This is a genomic window from Thalassotalea profundi (assembly GCF_014653195.1).
Lineage (GTDB): Bacteria > Pseudomonadota > Gammaproteobacteria > Enterobacterales > Alteromonadaceae > Thalassotalea_B > Thalassotalea_B profundi.
The window spans coordinates 1-16,920 of the sequence record NZ_BNAH01000002.1; the positions used below are offsets into that span (position 1 = coordinate 1).

Here is a 16,920-nt window from a genome sequence, read left to right on the forward strand (position 1 = left end):
GCTCGACTTGCATGTGTTAAGCCTGCCGCCAGCGTTCAATCTGAGCCATGATCAAACTCTTCAATTAAAAAATCGTTTGTGCGCTCCTCTACCTAAGTAAAGGCTCGCTGCTCAATGAATTCTGTCGTGTTATCCACCGAAGTGAATAACTACATAAAACGTACCATTCATATTAAACATATAAACAATACTTAATTTGTGCGACGTCTTCATTGCGCTGTTTTTGCTACCTAAGTAGCTGGTAAAATCAACTTCAATGTGAGTGTCCACACAAATTGCATGATAACTAATTGTTAAAGAAAATCTTCGACTTACGTGAAGTAGAAGAAAAGTTAAATCGCATTCGTTTAACCTTATCGCTCTAGGCCTTGCCTCNGCTTCTCAGGTCTCCCTGAAGAAGTGGAGCGCATTTTAGAGATTTTTAGCGCCGCGTCAACAGTTAATTTAACTTTTTTGTATACATTACATCTGAATGTATAAAAATAGTACAAAAGATCCATTTTTGCCAACGGATTAAACAAAAAGAGCGCCATTGCGCTCTTTAAGTGTAATTGAAGTTATATACCATTTTTAGGTTTTATTCTCTTCTTGACCTGTTACATCGGTATCGGTTTCATTTTGTTTTTTTTCTGAAGGAAAATCTGAATCATTATCATCACCAACGACATGCTCTAATTTTAATTTTTTAACTGAACGAATCGTAGTGAAAGGCCCTGAGCTTGCATATAATACGAAGATTACTGATAACAACTCAGCTGGACTAGCTGCTACAATAACAAAGACTAATACAATAAGTAGCACGACAATAAAGTTAACCTTGCCTTTCCAGTCTACGTCTTTAAAGCTGTTATATCTAAAATTACTCACCATTAGGAGTCCTGAAACTATCGTTATAACTCCTAACACTAAACCAAAATCTTGGCCATTTAGTTCGTATTCAGTTCCCACCCACACAAGGCTTGCAATTACACCTGCGGCTGCCGGACTTGCTAATCCTTGAAAATATCGTTTGTCAGCAACACCAACCTGTGTATTAAACCTTGCCAATCGTAGTGCAGCTGCTGCAACAAAGACAAATGCAGCCAACCAACCAAATTTCCCCATTCCGGAAAGCGCCCAATTATAAGCAACTAAACCTGGCGCGATACCAAAAGAAACCATGTCAGCCATACTGTCATATTCAGCACCAAATTCGCTTTGAGTATTTGTCATACGAGCTACTCGCCCATCTAATCCATCAAAAATCATAGCGACAAATATTGCAATGGCTGCATTAGCAAAATGACCATTCATTGAAGATACAACGGCAAAAAAACCTGAAAACAAGCCAGCCGTTGTTAATAAATTAGGTAATAAATATATCCCTCTTGTTGGGGAAGTATTATTGTTACTTTTATCTGACATAAAGAAATTTTTTAACACACAAATGATTAAACCTAATGATTAATTTAACATAAAAGCATTAACGAAGGCAGATATATTTACTAATTCTTAGTAAGTCTTCTTTTTAAAAGTTTGTAAACTTTTTCCTTAATTGATATAACACAATCTATTAATCCATATTAATAAAGCTTGGCTTAATGTATTTATCAATCGTCGAATAGGTAGGGATATGAAAATAAAATGTATAGGTATGTTACTTACTAGTGTTGCATTTTTTAGTTCAGCGACAAATGTCACCATATATCGTTGGGTAGATAACAACAATGTAGTTCACTTTAGTCAACAACAACCCGAACATGACGATTATACAGAATTATCTATGTCAGCCCCTACCCACAGTATTCCCATTGAAAAGGCTAAACCTGTCGCTTCAGTTGAAAATGCATTAGCAATTGAAGGTTCTAAAGATAAATGCGAAGAAGCTAAAGCCAATGTTCAAACTTTAAAAACTTACGATAAAATTCAATATAAAGATGAGTCTGGTGAGTTAAAAGTGCTTAATGAAACGCAAAAGCAGCAGCAAATTGAAATTAATGAAAAACAAGTGGAAGTTTATTGTCGAGGTTGAACTCGACAATAAACACCTTACCAAATTATTTTTTACTAAAAGTTAACGTTTGATCATTAACGAGTACATGGATTGTATCTCCAGCTTTAAACTCTCCGGATAGAATGCACTGCGCTAAAGGATTTTCTATTAGTTGTTGTATTGACCTTTTTAAAGGTCTTGCACCAAATAGAGGATCAAATCCCGCGTCAGAAATCAATGTAAGTGCTTCATCAGATACTTCAAATCCAATATCTCTTTCTTCTAAACGTTTAGCTAGTTCATTTAATTGTATAGAAGCAATAAGTGAGATTTGTTCTTGTAGTAATGGATGAAATACTACTGATTCATCTATTCTATTAATGAATTCGGGCTTGAAGTGTTGACTGATTTCAGCCATAACTTGAGTTTTCATTTCTTGATAACGTTCATTATCACCAAATGCTTGAATAATATCTGACCCTATATTAGAAGTCATAATGACAACAGTATTTCTAAAATCCACTGTACGGCCTTGTCCATCGGTTAACCGTCCATCATCAAGCACTTGTAATAAAATATTAAAAACATCAGGATGCGCTTTCTCAATTTCATCGAGTAAAATGACAGAATACGGCTTTCTTCGAACAGCTTCTGTTAAGTATCCACCCTCTTCATAACCAACATAGCCAGGAGGCGCTCCTACAAGTCGAGCAACCGAGTGTTTTTCCATAAACTCAGACATATCAACGCGGATTAAGGCATCTTCACTGTCAAATAGAAAATGCGCCAAGGCTTTCGTTAATTCTGTTTTACCTACACCTGTAGGGCCAAGAAATAAGAAAGAGCCTATAGGCTGGTTTGGATCTGCTAAACCAGCCCGAGAACGTCTAATAGCATTAGAAACGGAAACAACCGCTTCTGATTGCCCTATAACTCGCTGATGCAAGTTATTTTCCATTGAGAGTAATTTATCACACTCCTCTTCTAACATTTTAGCCACTGGGATCCCTGTTGCCCTGCTCAAAACGTCCGCAATTTCAACTTCACTAACTTTATTTCGTAACAAAGTCATTTCTTGCATTTCTGCTTGACTCGCAAGGTCAAGTTGCTTTTCTAAAGCAGGAATTCGACTGTATTGCAGTTCAGCCATATGATTAAGATCACCTGCTCTTCGAGCTGAATCTAGCTCAATTCTTGCTTGCTCTAATTCAGACTTTATTGCTTGAGTGCCATGAATAGCAGCTTTCTCTGAAGTCCAAACTTCCTCCAATTCATCATAACGGCTTTCAAAATCAGTTAGTTGTTCATTGATAAGCGACAAACGTTTAATAGATGAATCATCAGATTCACCCGCTAAAGCTTTCTGCTCTAGTTTTAATTGAACAATTTTACGCTCTAACTTATCAAGATCTTCTGGCTTAGAATCCATTTGTAAGCGAATACTTGATGCAGCCTCATCAATTAAATCAATTGCTTTATCAGGTAATTGTCTATCACTAACATATCGATGCGATAGCGTAGCAGCCGCTACTATTGCAGGGTCAGTAATATCTACTTTATGATGAAGCTCATAACGTTCTTTTAATCCACGAAGAATGGCAATAGTATCTTCAACTGAAGGCTCTTCAACTAATACTTTTTGAAAACGACGTTCAAGAGCAGCGTCTTTTTCTATATACTGACGATATTCATCAAGTGTCGTTGCGCCAACACAATGTAAGTCACCACGAGCAAGTGCTGGCTTTAACATATTCCCAGCATCCATTGCCCCGTCACCTTTACCAGCACCAACCATAGTGTGTAATTCATCAATGAATAAAATGACTTGCCCTTCTAGTTTGGACAATTCATTTAATACTGCTTTTAAGCGCTCTTCAAACTCCCCTCTATATTTAGCACCAGCAACAAGCGCTCCCATATCTAATGATAATACACGTTTGTTTTTCAATCCTTCTGGTACTTCGTGATCGACAATACGCTGTGCTAACCCTTCAACAATAGCTGTTTTTCCAACACCTGGTTGCCCAATTAATACAGGATTATTTTTAGTGCGACGTTGAAGAACCTGAATTGTACGCCTGATCTCATCATCTCGACCGATTACAGGATCTAATTTACCTTGCTCGGCACGTTCAGTTAAATCTACCGTATATTTATCTAGCGCCTGACGTGACTCTTCGGCATTAGGATCATTAACATTTTCACCACCACGAACATGTAAAATTGCGTCTTGTATCCGCTGTTCGCTCGCACCTAATGACTTTAATGTTTGTCCTAGCTGCCCTTTGTCTTCTAGAGCGGCCAAAATAAAAACTTCCGATGAGATAAACTTATCTCCCAATTTTTGGGCATATTTATCACATAAATTTAACAAACTACCTGAGGCAGCTGACAGTTGTACTTCTCCACCTGCGCCACTAACTTGAGCCAGATTTGATAGTATATTTTCAACTTGAGAGCGCAACGTAAAAACATCAATCCCCGCGCTTTTTAGTAACGGGAGAATACTACCATTACTTTGATTTAATAACGCTAGCATCAAATGTGCAGGTTCAATAAATTGATGGTCTTTACCTAATGCTATAGATTGTGCATCAGATATTGCTACTTGAAATGATTGGGTAAAACGATCTAAACGCATAGTTAACTCCTAAAGTCATACTCGTCTACAGTTTTGCAGACATACTCACCCTTTAATTAATAAATGGGGTTATGTGGATAACTTTCAATGCTTTTATTATAGTAACTTGATCTAAATCAAGTTCTAATATCGGCATTTATTAACTTTTAATGCAAATTACTGACGCCATTCTCCCAGTAATATTGTTACGACGATATGAATAATATTTATCCTGGTTTGCATAAGTACATTGCTGACTGTCAATAACAATGGTAACACCAGATAATTCTAATAAATATTTAGCTATGCCCGATAAATTTGCTTGATATTTAGCGACTTTATTTTTAGCAAAAAATAAAGTTAATTGAGGGTGAAGTTTTATAAAAGCCTGCCTAACATCTTCTCCAACTTCAAAATATTGCTGACTAATACAAGGTCCTAGCCAAGCAATAACTTCTTCTGGCTTACATATCATTTTATTTAATGTTGCACCAATAATATTACTCACTATTGAACGCCAACCACAATGAAGTGCAGCAACTTCATCGCCATTTTTATTAGACAATAAAATAGGTAAACAATCTGCAGTCATTATTGCCAAAGCTATATTAGGGGTACGTGTAATAATTGCATCTGCTGATGGGTATGGAAAAATTACATTCTCTATATTAAGAACATCGTTACCATGTACTTGTTCAAGCCACTGTACTTCGCAGCCTTTAGGAAGAAAGCGCTGTAAATAATGACGGTTAGCCAATACGGTACTTTCGTCATCTCCCACATGAAGACCTAAATTAAAGCGACCGAAATTAGAGGAAATACTTGCTGTCTGACATGTCCCCGATTGCGTTGATTGAAGCGCCTGTACATTATTGACAAACAGTTCAATATTTTCAACGGGTTGCTCAGTAGTTATCTTCACCATTTAGCTTAGTATCTTCTCTTAAAGTATTAGTCAAATTTACCATATCTTTCGGAATTTCTGCATGCCATGTCATTTCTTCACCTGTAATAGGGTGAAATAGCGATAACATTGCAGCATGTAATGCTTGACGTTTAAAGTCTTTTAACACTTCTCGTAACTCTGGTGTTGCATTTCGAGGAGGCCTTGGACGTCCACCATATACAGGATCACCAACAAGTGGGTGAGTAATATGCGCCATATGAACACGAATTTGATGAGTTCGGCCAGTTTCTAAGCGTAATCGTAAACGAGTATGTAAACGAAACTTTTCCATAACACGATAATGAGTTACTGACGGGCGTCCCATCATTGTAACCGCCATATGGGTGCGCTTAGTTGAATGGCGTCCTATCGGTTCATCAACAACACCACCAGCAGTCATAACACCACAAGCGATAGCCTCATATTCTCGGGTAATTTCTCGTGCTTGCAATGACTCAACTAAGTTAGTTTGTGCAGCAATTGTTTTTGCAACAACCATTAACCCCGTTGTATCTTTATCTAGTCGATGCACAATACCTGCTCTGGGCACTACATCAACTTGCGGACAATGATGTAGTAAAGCATTTAATATTGTTCCATCAGGATTTCCGGCACCAGGATGTACAACAAGCCCTGCCGGCTTATTAATAACCAAAATATCATCATCTTCGTAAACAATATTTAATGAGATGTTTTGGGGAATAAAACGGACTTCAGCTTCAATTTCGCTATTAATTTCTATTTGTTCACCGCCGTACATTTTTTCTCTAGGTACAGTTAGAACATTACCATTAACTGACACATTGCCAGCGAGTATCCATTCTTTTAAACGAGAACGTGAATAATCAGGGAACATTTCAGCCAAAGTCTGGTCGAAACGCTTACCTAAGCATGAATCTGGAACTATTTCTTGGTGTTGAATTTTCTCAGCCATTAAAATCTCTGTGAATTAGCACTGTGCAAGGTTTGATTGCTAGGTTAGAATGCAAAACTTATTTTACCCTTTTGCTCATTCAATTACATTAAGTAAATATGATCAGCAGTAGTTTAATTTTAATTAAAAACAGAGTAGTGATAATTAAGTCTATGGAAAAATTGACATTTAGAACCCTATTTATAGTATTTTTACTAGCAATAGCAGGCTGTTCATCTTCTAGCGATAATGAAGTGGACAAGGTGCCAGACAAGTCAGCTCAAGCATTATTTACCGACGCGCGCGAAGCATTGGACAATGGCTTATTTCAAAAGGCTATTCAAATTTTATCTGCAATCGACTCACGATTTCCATATGGGCCTATTAGTCACCAGGTACAATTAGATTTAATCTATGCATATTATAAGAGTGGTGATGCCGCTCAAGGAATTGCACTAACAGATAGGTTTCTTCGGTTAAACCCCGCACATGTAAACGTTGATTATGTATATTACATGCGTGCATTGATAAATTTATCGACTGAAAGTAACTTATTTCAAGATCTGGCTGGAATTGATCGCTCAGATCGTGACCCTAGCGCCTCTAGAGAAGCCTTTAAAGATTTAAAAACGATAGTTACAAATTACCCACAAAGTAAATATGCTGCCGATTCAAGAAAACGAATGATAGCAATCAAGTCTCGTTTAGCTGAGTATGAACTTAGCGTTGCTCGCTTTTATATAGAAAGAGAGTCATATGCGTCTGCAGCGAATCGAGGTCGTTATATAGTTGAAGTCTACTCACAAACAAGTCAAGTTGAAGAAGCCTTAGAAATAATGATTGAATGTTACGAAAAAATGGGGTTAACAGATCTTCGTAATAATGCAATGCAAGTATTAGCAGCGAATTACCCTGACAATGATAAAGTTGCTAACTAGTTAACGATAAGTTGAATAAAAAAGGATGCAAATAGCATCCTTTTTAATGGATTATATAACTTTAAATAGCCTCGTTATCTTCTTCACCGGTACGAATTCTGATAATACGTTCAACGTTTGTCACAAAAATTTTACCGTCTCCAATCTTACCTGTTTTCGCAGTATTCATAATTGCATCGACACAACGTTCAACATCTTCATCTGCCACTACTATTTCAATTTTTGCTTTAGGTAAAAAATCAACCATGTACTCTGCACCACGGTAGAGCTCAGTATGCCCTTTTTGGCGACCAAAACCTTTAACTTCTGAAACCGTCATACCATTTACCCCTATTTCACCGAGGTTTTCTCTTACATCATCTAATTTAAACGGTTTAATAATTGCTTCAATTTTTTTCATACTCAGCCTTTGTAATGTCCAAAACAACGATATTACTTTGCACTTTACTGATTTTTCTATGCAAAGATAAACGCCACAACCTAATAGATTATCAACCATTGTACACATAAGTACTAAAAAACTAAAAATTGAATTTTGCATAAAGTCGATCACAAGATAATTATTGTTTGGTACACTTATTAAATGTTCTAGAATCTATACTCTAAATTCTAGGTTAATGTCTAAAGTAAAATTCGAGGAAGTTCATGGATCCGCATAGCATTATCAAAGAAATGCAAGTATTACCGAAAATAAATACTGAGTTTGAAATAAACCGTCGCATTAGCTTTATCAAAAGTACATTAGTTAATTCTGGATTAAAAAACTTAGTATTAGGAATTAGTGGCGGAGTTGACTCTACAACCTGTGGGCGATTAGCACAATTAGCCGTAGATGAATTAAATAAAGAGCACCAAGATAACTTTCAATTTATCGCTGTACGACTACCATATGATATACAAGCAGATGAAGACGACGCTCAATTAGCATTATCATTTATTAAACCCACACATAGTATAAGTACAAATATCGAACATGGGGCGAACGGCATACATAACGAGGTTATAAATGCTTTAAGTGGTGCTGAAATACTTAATGCGAATGCAGCTGAAATTGACTTTTCAAAAGGCAACGTAAAAGCAAGAACGCGTATGGTAATGCAATATCATATTGCTGGTATCCTTGGTGCACTAGTATTAGGCACAGATCATTCTGCAGAAAACGTCACTGGTTTTTTTACTAAATGGGGAGATGGTGCTTGTGATCTTGCTCCTTTATTTGGCTTGTCAAAACGTCAAGTTCGTCAACTTGCTAAAAAGTTAGGTGCTCCTCACTTACTTATTGATAAAGCGCCAACAGCTGATTTAGAAGAATTATCACCAAGTAAAAAAGATGAAGACGCACTTGGTATCACTTATGATCAACTAGATGACTTTTTGGAGGGAAAACCGGTCAGCAAAGAAATAGAGAAGCATATTGTAAATATTTATTTAAAAACTCAGCACAAGCGTGCACCGATCCCTACGCTATATGATTAAGTAAACTTCGATATGAAAAGTGCCGATTTAAAAATAAATTGGCACTAATAAAAATAGTGTTCTATAACTTTATTTAGATTTAATTAACCTCATGGAAAGAGGTGAACTATGAAAAGTAATGGATTTACTTTAATTGAAACATTAATTGCAACGGCTATTTTAATCATACTTACTGCTGTAGGTATTCCTTCAATGATTGATCTATTGATTAAAATGCGTGTTGATAATGAAATTAATCATATAAATCGCTTACTTATCCTAACAAGGAATACAGCGTTAAATACCAGCCAAACCGTCACTTTATGTCCTCTTAAAGGTAATATTTGTGAAAATAACTGGCAACTCCCCCTCACCGTCTTTACTGATGCAAATAACAATAAAGTGTATGAACCTCTGCTACAAGAAAAACTAATTCAATATAAAAAGGCGATAGTCGAAGGAGATAAGCTACAGTATGGTAACACCAGAAAAGGGCTAACTTATGCACCTGATGGGTACTTAAAAGGCTGGGGCCAAAATGCTACGTTTAGTTATTGCCCTAAAGGTCATTTAAAAAAATCAAGGGCTGTGACAGTCGCGGTTTCAGGTAGAACATACAAATCTGAATTTAATCAGAAGAAAGGCCATGATGTTACACGCTCAGGAAAAGCAATTAAATGCAACTAACCATATCAGACAGTATGAATTAAATTATTCTAGCAGCGCATACTAATAAATGTTATAAATATTGAACGAATGTCATAGGCCACATGTTTTTCTTATGTTAAATCGTCAATCAAATTCTTTTAGATCACAATTAATTAAAGGCTTTACACTAGTAGAGCTTATAGTAGGCATGGGGATTGTGGGCATTCTATTAGCTATAGGAATACCAGGATTAAATGAGTTTACTATCAAGTCACGGGTTGATAGCGAAATATCAGAAATTCATCGAATAATTCTAACCGCTAGAAATACAGCTATTAGTACAGGACAATATGTCACTATTTGCCCTCTTTCAGGGAAAAACTGTCAAACCACTAATTGGCAAAACACATTAAGCGTTTTTACAAACGAAGCTAATACACTAGCTAATGCAAAGATCTTTGAGTCAACGCTAGTTCCTGCAAGTGAATTTTTAATAAAAGTTAAAAATGCTGCTAAATCAGGTGAAACAATCAAATCAACGAAGACAGATATTGTCTTTGCACCAACAGGGAAGTTAGCCAGTGCTGGTCCAGTAATGATAAAATATTGCCCTCAAGGGCGTGCAGATTTATCTAGAGCAGTGGAGATCTCATTATCTGGACGAGCCTACGCCAGTGAAGATATAGATAATGATAATAAAGATGAAGACAGAAGTGGAAATGAAATAAGTTGTTAGTCTGTTTCAAAGTAATATAATTCAAAAGTAAATTAAGCATAACTGAAACTATCAATATTCCATTTTCAATTATGCTTATGTTTTTACTTTGTTTAATCAATTACTTTGACATGGTTTTCTCTAAGTTATTGGCAATTGCGCTTTTAAACTTATCTTGATCTAAAACACACTCATTAACCGCATATACTTTTTTCTTATTATCTCTGGTTAATGTGTACACTCGTTCATTGATTAATGAATCAGGTAAGCTCCTATATAACTCTTCACTTAAACGTGCAGTATAAATACTTTGCCCACCTCCATAAAAATCTACAAAGCATTTTACTTTAATGTTTGGTTTCGCTATTTCTTGTGCCAACGTGCCCGTAGTAAATAAACAAGCCAATGAGATAAAAGGTATTGCTATCAAAGTAACTTTACTATTCATTGCATTCTCCCTACTTATTGTTCCCAACAAGTACCAGCAGGTGTTTTATAACCTGCTTCATTAATCGTTAATGTAGTACAGCCAGTATCTTTAGTCTGCGAATTTTTTGCTGTCGCGGTTAAAATAAATGTATCACCTGTCACTTTCGCATCGATACTATACTTTTTAGACTCTGTAATATATGGATCAGCGGCCATTCCCAATACTTTCATATCCTCAGTATAAGCACGGCTGTCAGTGTAGAGTTGTTCTTGAAGGTTAGCTAAACGCACTAACTCTCGTTGCCCTTCAGATCTATCCGATCGCATGACAAAACTCGTATATGATGGATAAACAACCGCTGCTAAAATACCGATAATAGCCACAGTGATCATTAATTCAATCAATGTAAAGCCATTATAATGATTAGTTTTTTGCATTATTGATCCTCTTGAATATATAAATGCGTTCTATTTGTACTTAATGTAAAGCCTACGGGGATAATTTGACGACCTGTAATAATATTTCCCACCGCTTCATCAACGGTATTAGGGTTCCCATCATCATTAGGTACAACGATAAGTGTAGGACTATCTAAAAATGACTGATCTATGATAATACTGCGATCTTTCTCATCAATGACACCGTCATTTTCCCATTTATAAATTTGTCTACCTTGCGCTAAATCTACAGCATATAAGCGACTTTCACCACCTGGCACTTCACAGGCTAGTACCACATTATCTGGAGGTGTATAAGAGGTAAAATACACAACATTATTGATCACATTTGCAGATGAAGTATTTTTTTCACCGGTAGATTTATCTAAATTGATAAACCATCCCTTTTTCTCGCTAAGTTTAACGGCTTCTTTTTGACGATCAGCATCTGATAATGAAGCATCATCAAATACACTCGTAGTTAAATCATATAAATCACTACTTGAATTTGTATGAACAATTGTACTCGGTGTTGCTGGCGTTGTTGTAGATGAATATGAACGAGTGAAAATATTTTCATCTTTAATCATGAAAAAAGTATCTTGGGTATCTGTACCTAACGGGTTTGATCTATCCCCACTACCAATTAATAATGCATCGTAAGGTGTTTCTTGCTGCCTTATTACTGTTTTGGTAACACCGTTATCAATAATATCAGTTTGAATTGTTTCGGTTATAAAAGCACGAACAATAGAAGGTTCATAAAAGAAACGTCTATCTTCTGCATTAGTTGTACCTGCTACAGAAGCTAATTTAAAAACGGTCCAAGGATGAGTTGAATCTTTCGGATTCGCATCAGGCATATCGACACGCCACAAATTCCCTCCAGTATCTCCTACATATAAACGATCAGTTAAACCATCACCATTACTATCAAGATGTGCAACGTTAGAAGGAATACTATCAGTTATTCCTGCAAATTCGGTAATACCGCCTGAAGGTGCTAAACTCCATTTTAATGCGCCGGTTTCTGCATCAACCATATAGATAGCACGCCCGACAGAATCATCAGTACCAACACCGGCTTGGTCTTTATTAATATCATAACCACCACCAAAAATAACAACAGGCTTAGCGACAGTTGCCGAGGCATTTACTTTTGAATAAGTAATAACGGGTTGCGACCAAGACTGGCCAAGCTCACTAAAACCGGGGGTTGAACTATCTATATGCCAAAGGAGTTTCGGTGTCGTTGTACTAATATCAATGGCATAATAAGAACTCCCGCCTCGACGTAAACCAAAAAATATCCAAACTTTGTCGGTACCATTTATAATACCATCACCATTGTGGTCTTGAACATGTGAACTTATACGCCCATCAATACCATAGACTTTATCTGCAGTACTAAAGTTATCTCGCAATGGCTTGATATTACCAAAAAATTCTTTAGGCATAAAAGACCAAAGTTCATCAATTGTATCATTGACATCTTCAAACATATGCAACATACCTGCATTAGTACCAATCACGATGCGAATAACATCATTACCATAATTAACCACTAAGGGTTTAGAATGTAATGGATCACCAAAAACATCGTAACGAATATCCGTAGTACTGTTATCTTCATCTTCATCGTCAACATCAATACCTTTAGCCCAGTTAAGCATGTCATCAATATCAGATTGATTATTAGCCACATCTAAAGCAGTAGCTAACGCAGCATTAGAACCAAATGATGTCTTGGCTGTAGCAGAAGTTAATAGTGCCAGTTTATTGCCTGTACCAATATCACTATAAATAGTGCGATTCGTTTTGTTGCGCAGCATTTCAGCTACCCCGCCTTCTTCAACAATAGCACCATCAGGGGATGCATTGGCAGGCGTCCAATAGCTACGAACATAACTTGAAAAGTACCCGGTGGTATCATCTATTGCAGCAACACCATTAGCACCTTTTTGTACATCATCGAAAACTTTGTATTTTTTAAGATTCCCTTGCCAGCGTGGCCCATGTTGCGGATCAAACATGGCATAATAAACAGAGTTAAGTGTTTCAGTGCGGTCAAAATTATTAGCGGCTACTGATGCAGAGGTTAAACTCTCATTACTCGGCTCTAAATTTTCAAGTATGTTTAATAAAGCTGCGGTAAGCTGAGTACTATCAGTCGCTTTAAAGTAAAGGCCTTTTTGATTACCTAATTTTGCCGTTTCTTTTAGTAATGGCTCTGCAGAGTTTGCTCCATCACTAAAACCAATCGGGAAAGTATCAATTGTCTGTTTATTTGGGATAGTCGCATTTACATCATGGTTTCTCATCCAACCCGCTAATGCAGCTAAATAATTACCACTATATTTAGAGCCGTCAAACTTATTAGTTGTCGTCGTACCATCGCCATTATCTATCACTTCTTGTAAATTATTAACTAAACTATCAGCATGGTTATCCTGTGTAGGCTCTCCATCAGTAATTAATATAACATAAGCTTTACTATGACATCCGCCAAAAGGTGACTGATAGACATTACTAACTTCTATCGAAGTATCTCTAGGAGGAGTATTAGCATAGTTATAATTTACTTGATTACTATCATTACCATAATAAACAGATTGACCGGCAAAATAACGGGATGCTTCATATAATGTTTCGCATAAAGGGGTATTGGTTAATGCTCTTAAATCATCCTCGATAATATCAATTAAGTTACTTTTATTTGTTGCAGTCATTTGCTTAATACCTGCAACAATTCGCCCACCATTGGCGCTATTATTTTTATTGCCTAAATTATAATTAAAAATTTGCAAACCAAAATCAACAGCTGGAGCAGCATTAATTACATTAACAATACTCTCTTTTGCGATGTCTATTCTTTCTTTTTTAACATTGCTCATCGAAGTATTATGATTCCAACGCAAGAAATTGTCGGTATAAAGAGTCACCAGCTCGCCAGACCAACTCACACTGGCTTCAGATTCAGCCAATGTTCCATAATATATAGGGTTTTGCTTAGTCCCCTTACCATTGACAGGGTAACCATTAGCCATAGTTCCACCATTTATAAGGTCATCGCCTTTGTTGATGCTTGAATCAACTGATGGGGAAAAAGTTTCCGGGACTTTGTTTACATCATCTTGACAATCGATAGCTTTAATATTGACACCTGTCGTATCAGGGATTTCTTCCCATGCACCAGAGTTCCCTTTAATGGTATATTCTCGGATTCGTCCCGTATAAAAACCAGTTTTTGCTAAAATTTCACGTGCCGAGGCGCAACTATTGATGTCGAAAGAAAAGTGTCGAGGTTCACTGCTAGCGTTAGGTATAGGTAAGGAAGTTCCTGATAGCCCGCCTTTAGTATAATAAATACGTGTATTTTTAGCTGAGTTATCTCCGCCAATTCCTGGGTAATTGGTTTTAGGGTTATAACTTGGCTTAACCCATTCATCTGTTCCCATACTGCCAGAGTTATCGAATATAATCAGAACTTGAGGTCGCTTTCCTGACTGTTTTGCTGTGTCACTTATATATAATTCAATATCTTCGCTATAAGCAAAATAAGAGACTAAGGTTAAAGCACCTATCAATATTAACTTTTTCATATAAAGTTCCTCAAAATTCTTACACAATATACTCGTTATTTAACGTAATAACTCTTGCGCTACACCAGAATTTACAATAATTCGATTAGTTTGTACGCCACTTACATTTTTTCGGCCATACGTTTTAATAACTTGTGTTCTTAATACATTACAACTAAATACACTGGTAGAAGAGGCGTTACGCGAATGTGGGCAATCCCCTTCTAATTTTAACGCGTTATTCGCAATATCTATCAACGCCACTGTATTTGGCTTTAACGTGGCAGATAAATTATTTTCTAAGCCTGTGATTGGAAACCTCACCAATGGAAAAGCAAAACTATTTGTCCCCGCAGCGCCAGATAATTGGTCGGCAATAACTTCATCGTTAACGCTAATAGCTTGTTGAGTCGCGATAGCTTTTTCTTCACTCGCGCCTGACATACGTACATCACTCGATGAATTTTGCATCAACGCTACGGCAACAGCGGTCAACGCAATAAGAAAGACAAGTGAAACGATCAGAACAACACCCTGCTGATGTTTGCTATTATTCAATTGACTATTTGCTTTCGATAAATACAACTTTTTCATAAAAAACCTATCACTATTTAATTACATCGAAACAAGATAAAAAATTTTATTACCAACTATCAACACGCGCATTAAATAAACTTACGGTACTCGAGAATAATAACCGACGATAATTATCATCAAAAGTAACTGCTAAATCACCAAGTTGATAAGTATTTTTATTATCGTACTTGTTATCAATCTTCACACTGCGAGCTAATACATATATCTTGGCAGCGATAATGCGGCTATTACTTCCTCTATCCCAAAGATCATCTGTCATATCATCAGCTGAAATATAGGCGTTAACGATACCATCATCGTCAGTATCGACCCCATACATAAAACGGATCATTTCAATCCCATCAATTAAAGGATCAAAACTCATACTCGTCGTTAAACGACCCTGCATTAATACAGGTACATTATTACTGCCTTCTGTTTTTACATAGTAAACATGGTGTTGATATTCCCATACTCTACTATTATCAACTACTGGTAATGCTGCGCCCGTAAAAATTTGCCCACCACTGGTATTTGTTACCATATAGAAATTGTTGTTCGTAAGCGCACCAGCTACAGTGGTATCAATAGCATTTCCCATCACTCTTTTAATTTGGAGTATATCTGAACCAATAACAGCATCAGTAATACACCCCATATTAGCGGCTGTTGTCGCAGTTTTCCCCCACGTTGTTCTAAAATGCCCTAACGCAGTAGGAAAAGTGGCATTATTTAGCCCTTCGCCCACACAGTCAGGAGCAGGTGCTCCAGGGACAGCTACAAAAGCACTTCGACTCAGGGTCCCAGTATAATCTCCCCAAAAATCAGCTTTTTGCAAATCTTCACTTAAGATACTTAACGCGAAACGGCCATTCTCTTGAAGCTCTCCATAACTTGAAGTTTCAACAGATGTTGTTTTCATGCCAACAAAAATACTTAACACACCTGCAAAAAGCACCAAGCCAATGGCCAGTGCGATAAATATTTCAATGATGGTGTAACCTAATTGTTTTTTCATTTTAAAAAATAAATGCCCCAATAGTAATTTGGCGACGTTTATCACCAGAAGCGCCACAAGTGCCAGTACTGCTGTCGGTAATGCCAGTTCGTCCTTGCCAACTAATAGTGACTGATACTTCATTAATATTAGTTACCGTTATACAGCCTCTAGCACCGGTTAAACCACCCACTTTTTTTGTTCCATTCAAAACATCGGCCCCCATTAAAGCAAGTTCCCACTCATAACGATCATTGGTAACCATAGCTGTTGGTGTGCAAACAGCCGCCGGATTATTACAACGACTTGCGGGTACTGCATCAAGCGCGGCACCATAATCAGTACCTGCATAATTAGCTAATCCACTTGCATCATTACTTCGCATTCGCTCAATAATATCTTGCGCTAATGCTGAAGCAAGCGCGCGCTGCATTGCATCAAAGCTCCCTTTTTTAGCGGTAGCCTGCATAGCTACCGCACCTAAAATACCAGTAACAATTAACACTAATGCAATTAACACTTCAATAAATGTCATACCACGTTGTTGTAATTTTTTATGGTGATACATTGATAGCCTCTTGAGTTGATAAAACACTACGTTTGAGTACAGAGATACAACAAGTTTTATAGAAAAAATCAAAAGATGAAAAAGCCCAAAAACAGGCATAAGAAAAGGACACTTTAAAAAATAA

Annotated in this window: 16 protein-coding genes and 1 rRNA gene; 5 read left to right on the top strand and 12 right to left on the bottom strand. The window is 36.8% G+C overall.

Features of this window, described 5'->3' with window-relative positions:
• Positions 1 to 67, bottom strand: a 16S ribosomal RNA gene (locus IE155_RS02145); the annotation flags it as partial.
• A 503-nt stretch (positions 68 to 570) separates the two neighbouring features.
• On the bottom strand, positions 571 to 1,404 hold the full coding sequence (gene pssA, locus IE155_RS02150) for a CDP-diacylglycerol--serine O-phosphatidyltransferase (RefSeq protein WP_189376461.1): 834 nt from the start codon (positions 1,402 to 1,404) through the stop codon (positions 571 to 573).
• Between the two features lie 208 nt (positions 1,405 to 1,612).
• Between pssA and IE155_RS02155 the strand changes: the two genes are divergently transcribed.
• Positions 1,613 to 2,011, top strand: a complete 399-nt coding sequence (locus IE155_RS02155) for a DUF4124 domain-containing protein (RefSeq protein ID WP_189376462.1) — start codon at positions 1,613 to 1,615, stop codon at positions 2,009 to 2,011.
• Positions 2,012 to 2,036: 25 nt separating this feature from the next.
• Here the strand turns inward: IE155_RS02155 and clpB are convergent, their stop codons facing one another.
• The 3 genes from clpB to rluD all read right to left on the bottom strand — a co-directional run bounded on the left by clpB (position 2,037) and on the right by rluD (position 6,472).
• Positions 2,037 to 4,613 carry an ATP-dependent chaperone ClpB gene (gene clpB / locus IE155_RS02160; RefSeq protein WP_189376463.1) on the bottom strand — a complete coding sequence of 859 codons (2,577 nt, stop codon included), beginning with the start codon at positions 4,611 to 4,613 and terminating at the stop codon, positions 2,037 to 2,039.
• Between the two features lie 139 nt (positions 4,614 to 4,752).
• On the bottom strand, positions 4,753 to 5,517 hold the full coding sequence (pgeF, locus tag IE155_RS02165) for a peptidoglycan editing factor PgeF (RefSeq protein ID WP_189376464.1): 765 nt from the start codon (positions 5,515 to 5,517) through the stop codon (positions 4,753 to 4,755).
• Entirely contained in the window at positions 5,498 to 6,472 is a 975-nt protein-coding gene (gene rluD, locus IE155_RS02170; RefSeq protein ID WP_189376465.1) for a 23S rRNA pseudouridine(1911/1915/1917) synthase RluD, read from the bottom strand. Before rluD ends, pgeF begins: the two co-directional genes overlap by 20 nt.
• A 152-nt stretch (positions 6,473 to 6,624) precedes the next feature.
• On the opposite strand from rluD, the gene IE155_RS02175 reads away from it, so the two are divergent.
• Positions 6,625 to 7,389: an outer membrane protein assembly factor BamD gene (locus IE155_RS02175; RefSeq protein ID WP_189376466.1), complete on the top strand. Its 765-nt coding sequence runs from the start codon at positions 6,625 to 6,627 to the stop codon at positions 7,387 to 7,389.
• A gap of 61 nt (positions 7,390 to 7,450) precedes the next feature.
• Here IE155_RS02175 and glnB read toward each other — a convergent pair whose 3' ends face one another.
• Positions 7,451 to 7,789, bottom strand: coding sequence for a nitrogen regulatory protein P-II (glnB, locus tag IE155_RS02180; RefSeq protein ID WP_189376467.1), 339 nt, complete (start codon positions 7,787 to 7,789; stop codon positions 7,451 to 7,453).
• Positions 7,790 to 8,034: 245 nt separating this feature from the next.
• Here glnB and nadE point away from each other — a divergent pair, with 245 nt between their 5' ends.
• The 3 genes from nadE (at position 8,035) to IE155_RS02195 (ending at position 10,228) form a co-directional block, all read left to right on the top strand.
• On the top strand, positions 8,035 to 8,865 hold the full coding sequence (gene nadE, locus IE155_RS02185; RefSeq protein ID WP_189376468.1) for an NAD(+) synthase: 831 nt from the start codon (positions 8,035 to 8,037) through the stop codon (positions 8,863 to 8,865).
• A gap of 108 nt (positions 8,866 to 8,973) precedes the next feature.
• On the top strand, positions 8,974 to 9,531 hold the full coding sequence (locus tag IE155_RS02190; protein ID WP_189376469.1) for a GspH/FimT family pseudopilin: 558 nt from the start codon (positions 8,974 to 8,976) through the stop codon (positions 9,529 to 9,531).
• A 94-nt stretch (positions 9,532 to 9,625) separates the two neighbouring features.
• Positions 9,626 to 10,228 carry a GspH/FimT family pseudopilin gene (locus IE155_RS02195; RefSeq protein ID WP_189376470.1) on the top strand — a complete coding sequence of 201 codons (603 nt, stop codon included), beginning with the start codon at positions 9,626 to 9,628 and terminating at the stop codon, positions 10,226 to 10,228.
• 100 nt (positions 10,229 to 10,328) lie between these two features.
• Here the strand turns inward: IE155_RS02195 and IE155_RS02200 are convergent, their stop codons facing one another.
• From IE155_RS02200 to pilV, 6 genes are read right to left on the bottom strand one after another with little or no spacing between them, the layout of a single operon-like run.
• Positions 10,329 to 10,655 carry a hypothetical protein gene (locus tag IE155_RS02200; protein ID WP_189376471.1) on the bottom strand — a complete coding sequence of 109 codons (327 nt, stop codon included), beginning with the start codon at positions 10,653 to 10,655 and terminating at the stop codon, positions 10,329 to 10,331.
• A gap of 14 nt (positions 10,656 to 10,669) precedes the next feature.
• Entirely contained in the window at positions 10,670 to 11,074 is a 405-nt protein-coding gene (locus IE155_RS02205) for a type IV pilin protein (protein ID WP_189376472.1), read from the bottom strand.
• Positions 11,074 to 14,676, bottom strand: coding sequence for a pilus assembly protein (locus IE155_RS02210; RefSeq protein WP_189376473.1), 3,603 nt, complete (start codon positions 14,674 to 14,676; stop codon positions 11,074 to 11,076). Before IE155_RS02210 ends, IE155_RS02205 begins: the two co-directional genes overlap by 1 nt.
• A 39-nt stretch (positions 14,677 to 14,715) precedes the next feature.
• Positions 14,716 to 15,249 carry a pilus assembly PilX family protein gene (locus IE155_RS02215; protein WP_189376474.1) on the bottom strand — a complete coding sequence of 178 codons (534 nt, stop codon included), beginning with the start codon at positions 15,247 to 15,249 and terminating at the stop codon, positions 14,716 to 14,718.
• A gap of 49 nt (positions 15,250 to 15,298) precedes the next feature.
• A complete protein-coding gene (locus IE155_RS02220; protein WP_189376475.1) occupies positions 15,299 to 16,249 on the bottom strand; it encodes a PilW family protein in 951 nt (316 codons plus the stop codon).
• Between the two features lies 1 nt (position 16,250).
• A complete protein-coding gene (gene pilV, locus IE155_RS02225; RefSeq protein ID WP_189376476.1) occupies positions 16,251 to 16,796 on the bottom strand; it encodes a type IV pilus modification protein PilV in 546 nt (181 codons plus the stop codon).
• Between the last annotated feature and the right edge of the window lie 124 nt (positions 16,797 to 16,920).

Bases quoted from the DNA above. Each gene is read 5' to 3' on its own strand.
- pssA (WP_189376461.1), bottom strand. From the start codon at position 1,404: ATGTCAGATAAAAGTAACAATAATACTTCCCCAACAAGAGGGATATAT.
- IE155_RS02155 (WP_189376462.1), top strand. From the start codon at position 1,613: ATGAAAATAAAATGTATAGGTATGTTACTTACTAGTGTTGCATTTTTT.
- clpB (WP_189376463.1), bottom strand. From the start codon at position 4,613: ATGCGTTTAGATCGTTTTACCCAATCATTTCAAGTAGCAATATCTGAT.
- pgeF (WP_189376464.1), bottom strand. From the start codon at position 5,517: ATGGTGAAGATAACTACTGAGCAACCCGTTGAAAATATTGAACTGTTT.
- rluD (WP_189376465.1), bottom strand. From the start codon at position 6,472: ATGGCTGAGAAAATTCAACACCAAGAAATAGTTCCAGATTCATGCTTA.
- IE155_RS02175 (WP_189376466.1), top strand. From the start codon at position 6,625: ATGGAAAAATTGACATTTAGAACCCTATTTATAGTATTTTTACTAGCA.
- glnB (WP_189376467.1), bottom strand. From the start codon at position 7,789: ATGAAAAAAATTGAAGCAATTATTAAACCGTTTAAATTAGATGATGTA.
- nadE (WP_189376468.1), top strand. From the start codon at position 8,035: ATGGATCCGCATAGCATTATCAAAGAAATGCAAGTATTACCGAAAATA.
- IE155_RS02190 (WP_189376469.1), top strand. From the start codon at position 8,974: ATGAAAAGTAATGGATTTACTTTAATTGAAACATTAATTGCAACGGCT.
- IE155_RS02195 (WP_189376470.1), top strand. From the start codon at position 9,626: ATGTTAAATCGTCAATCAAATTCTTTTAGATCACAATTAATTAAAGGC.
- IE155_RS02200 (WP_189376471.1), bottom strand. From the start codon at position 10,655: ATGAATAGTAAAGTTACTTTGATAGCAATACCTTTTATCTCATTGGCT.
- IE155_RS02205 (WP_189376472.1), bottom strand. From the start codon at position 11,074: ATGCAAAAAACTAATCATTATAATGGCTTTACATTGATTGAATTAATG.
- IE155_RS02210 (WP_189376473.1), bottom strand. From the start codon at position 14,676: ATGAAAAAGTTAATATTGATAGGTGCTTTAACCTTAGTCTCTTATTTT.
- IE155_RS02215 (WP_189376474.1), bottom strand. From the start codon at position 15,249: ATGAAAAAGTTGTATTTATCGAAAGCAAATAGTCAATTGAATAATAGC.
- IE155_RS02220 (WP_189376475.1), bottom strand. From the start codon at position 16,249: ATGAAAAAACAATTAGGTTACACCATCATTGAAATATTTATCGCACTG.
- pilV (WP_189376476.1), bottom strand. From the start codon at position 16,796: ATGTATCACCATAAAAAATTACAACAACGTGGTATGACATTTATTGAA.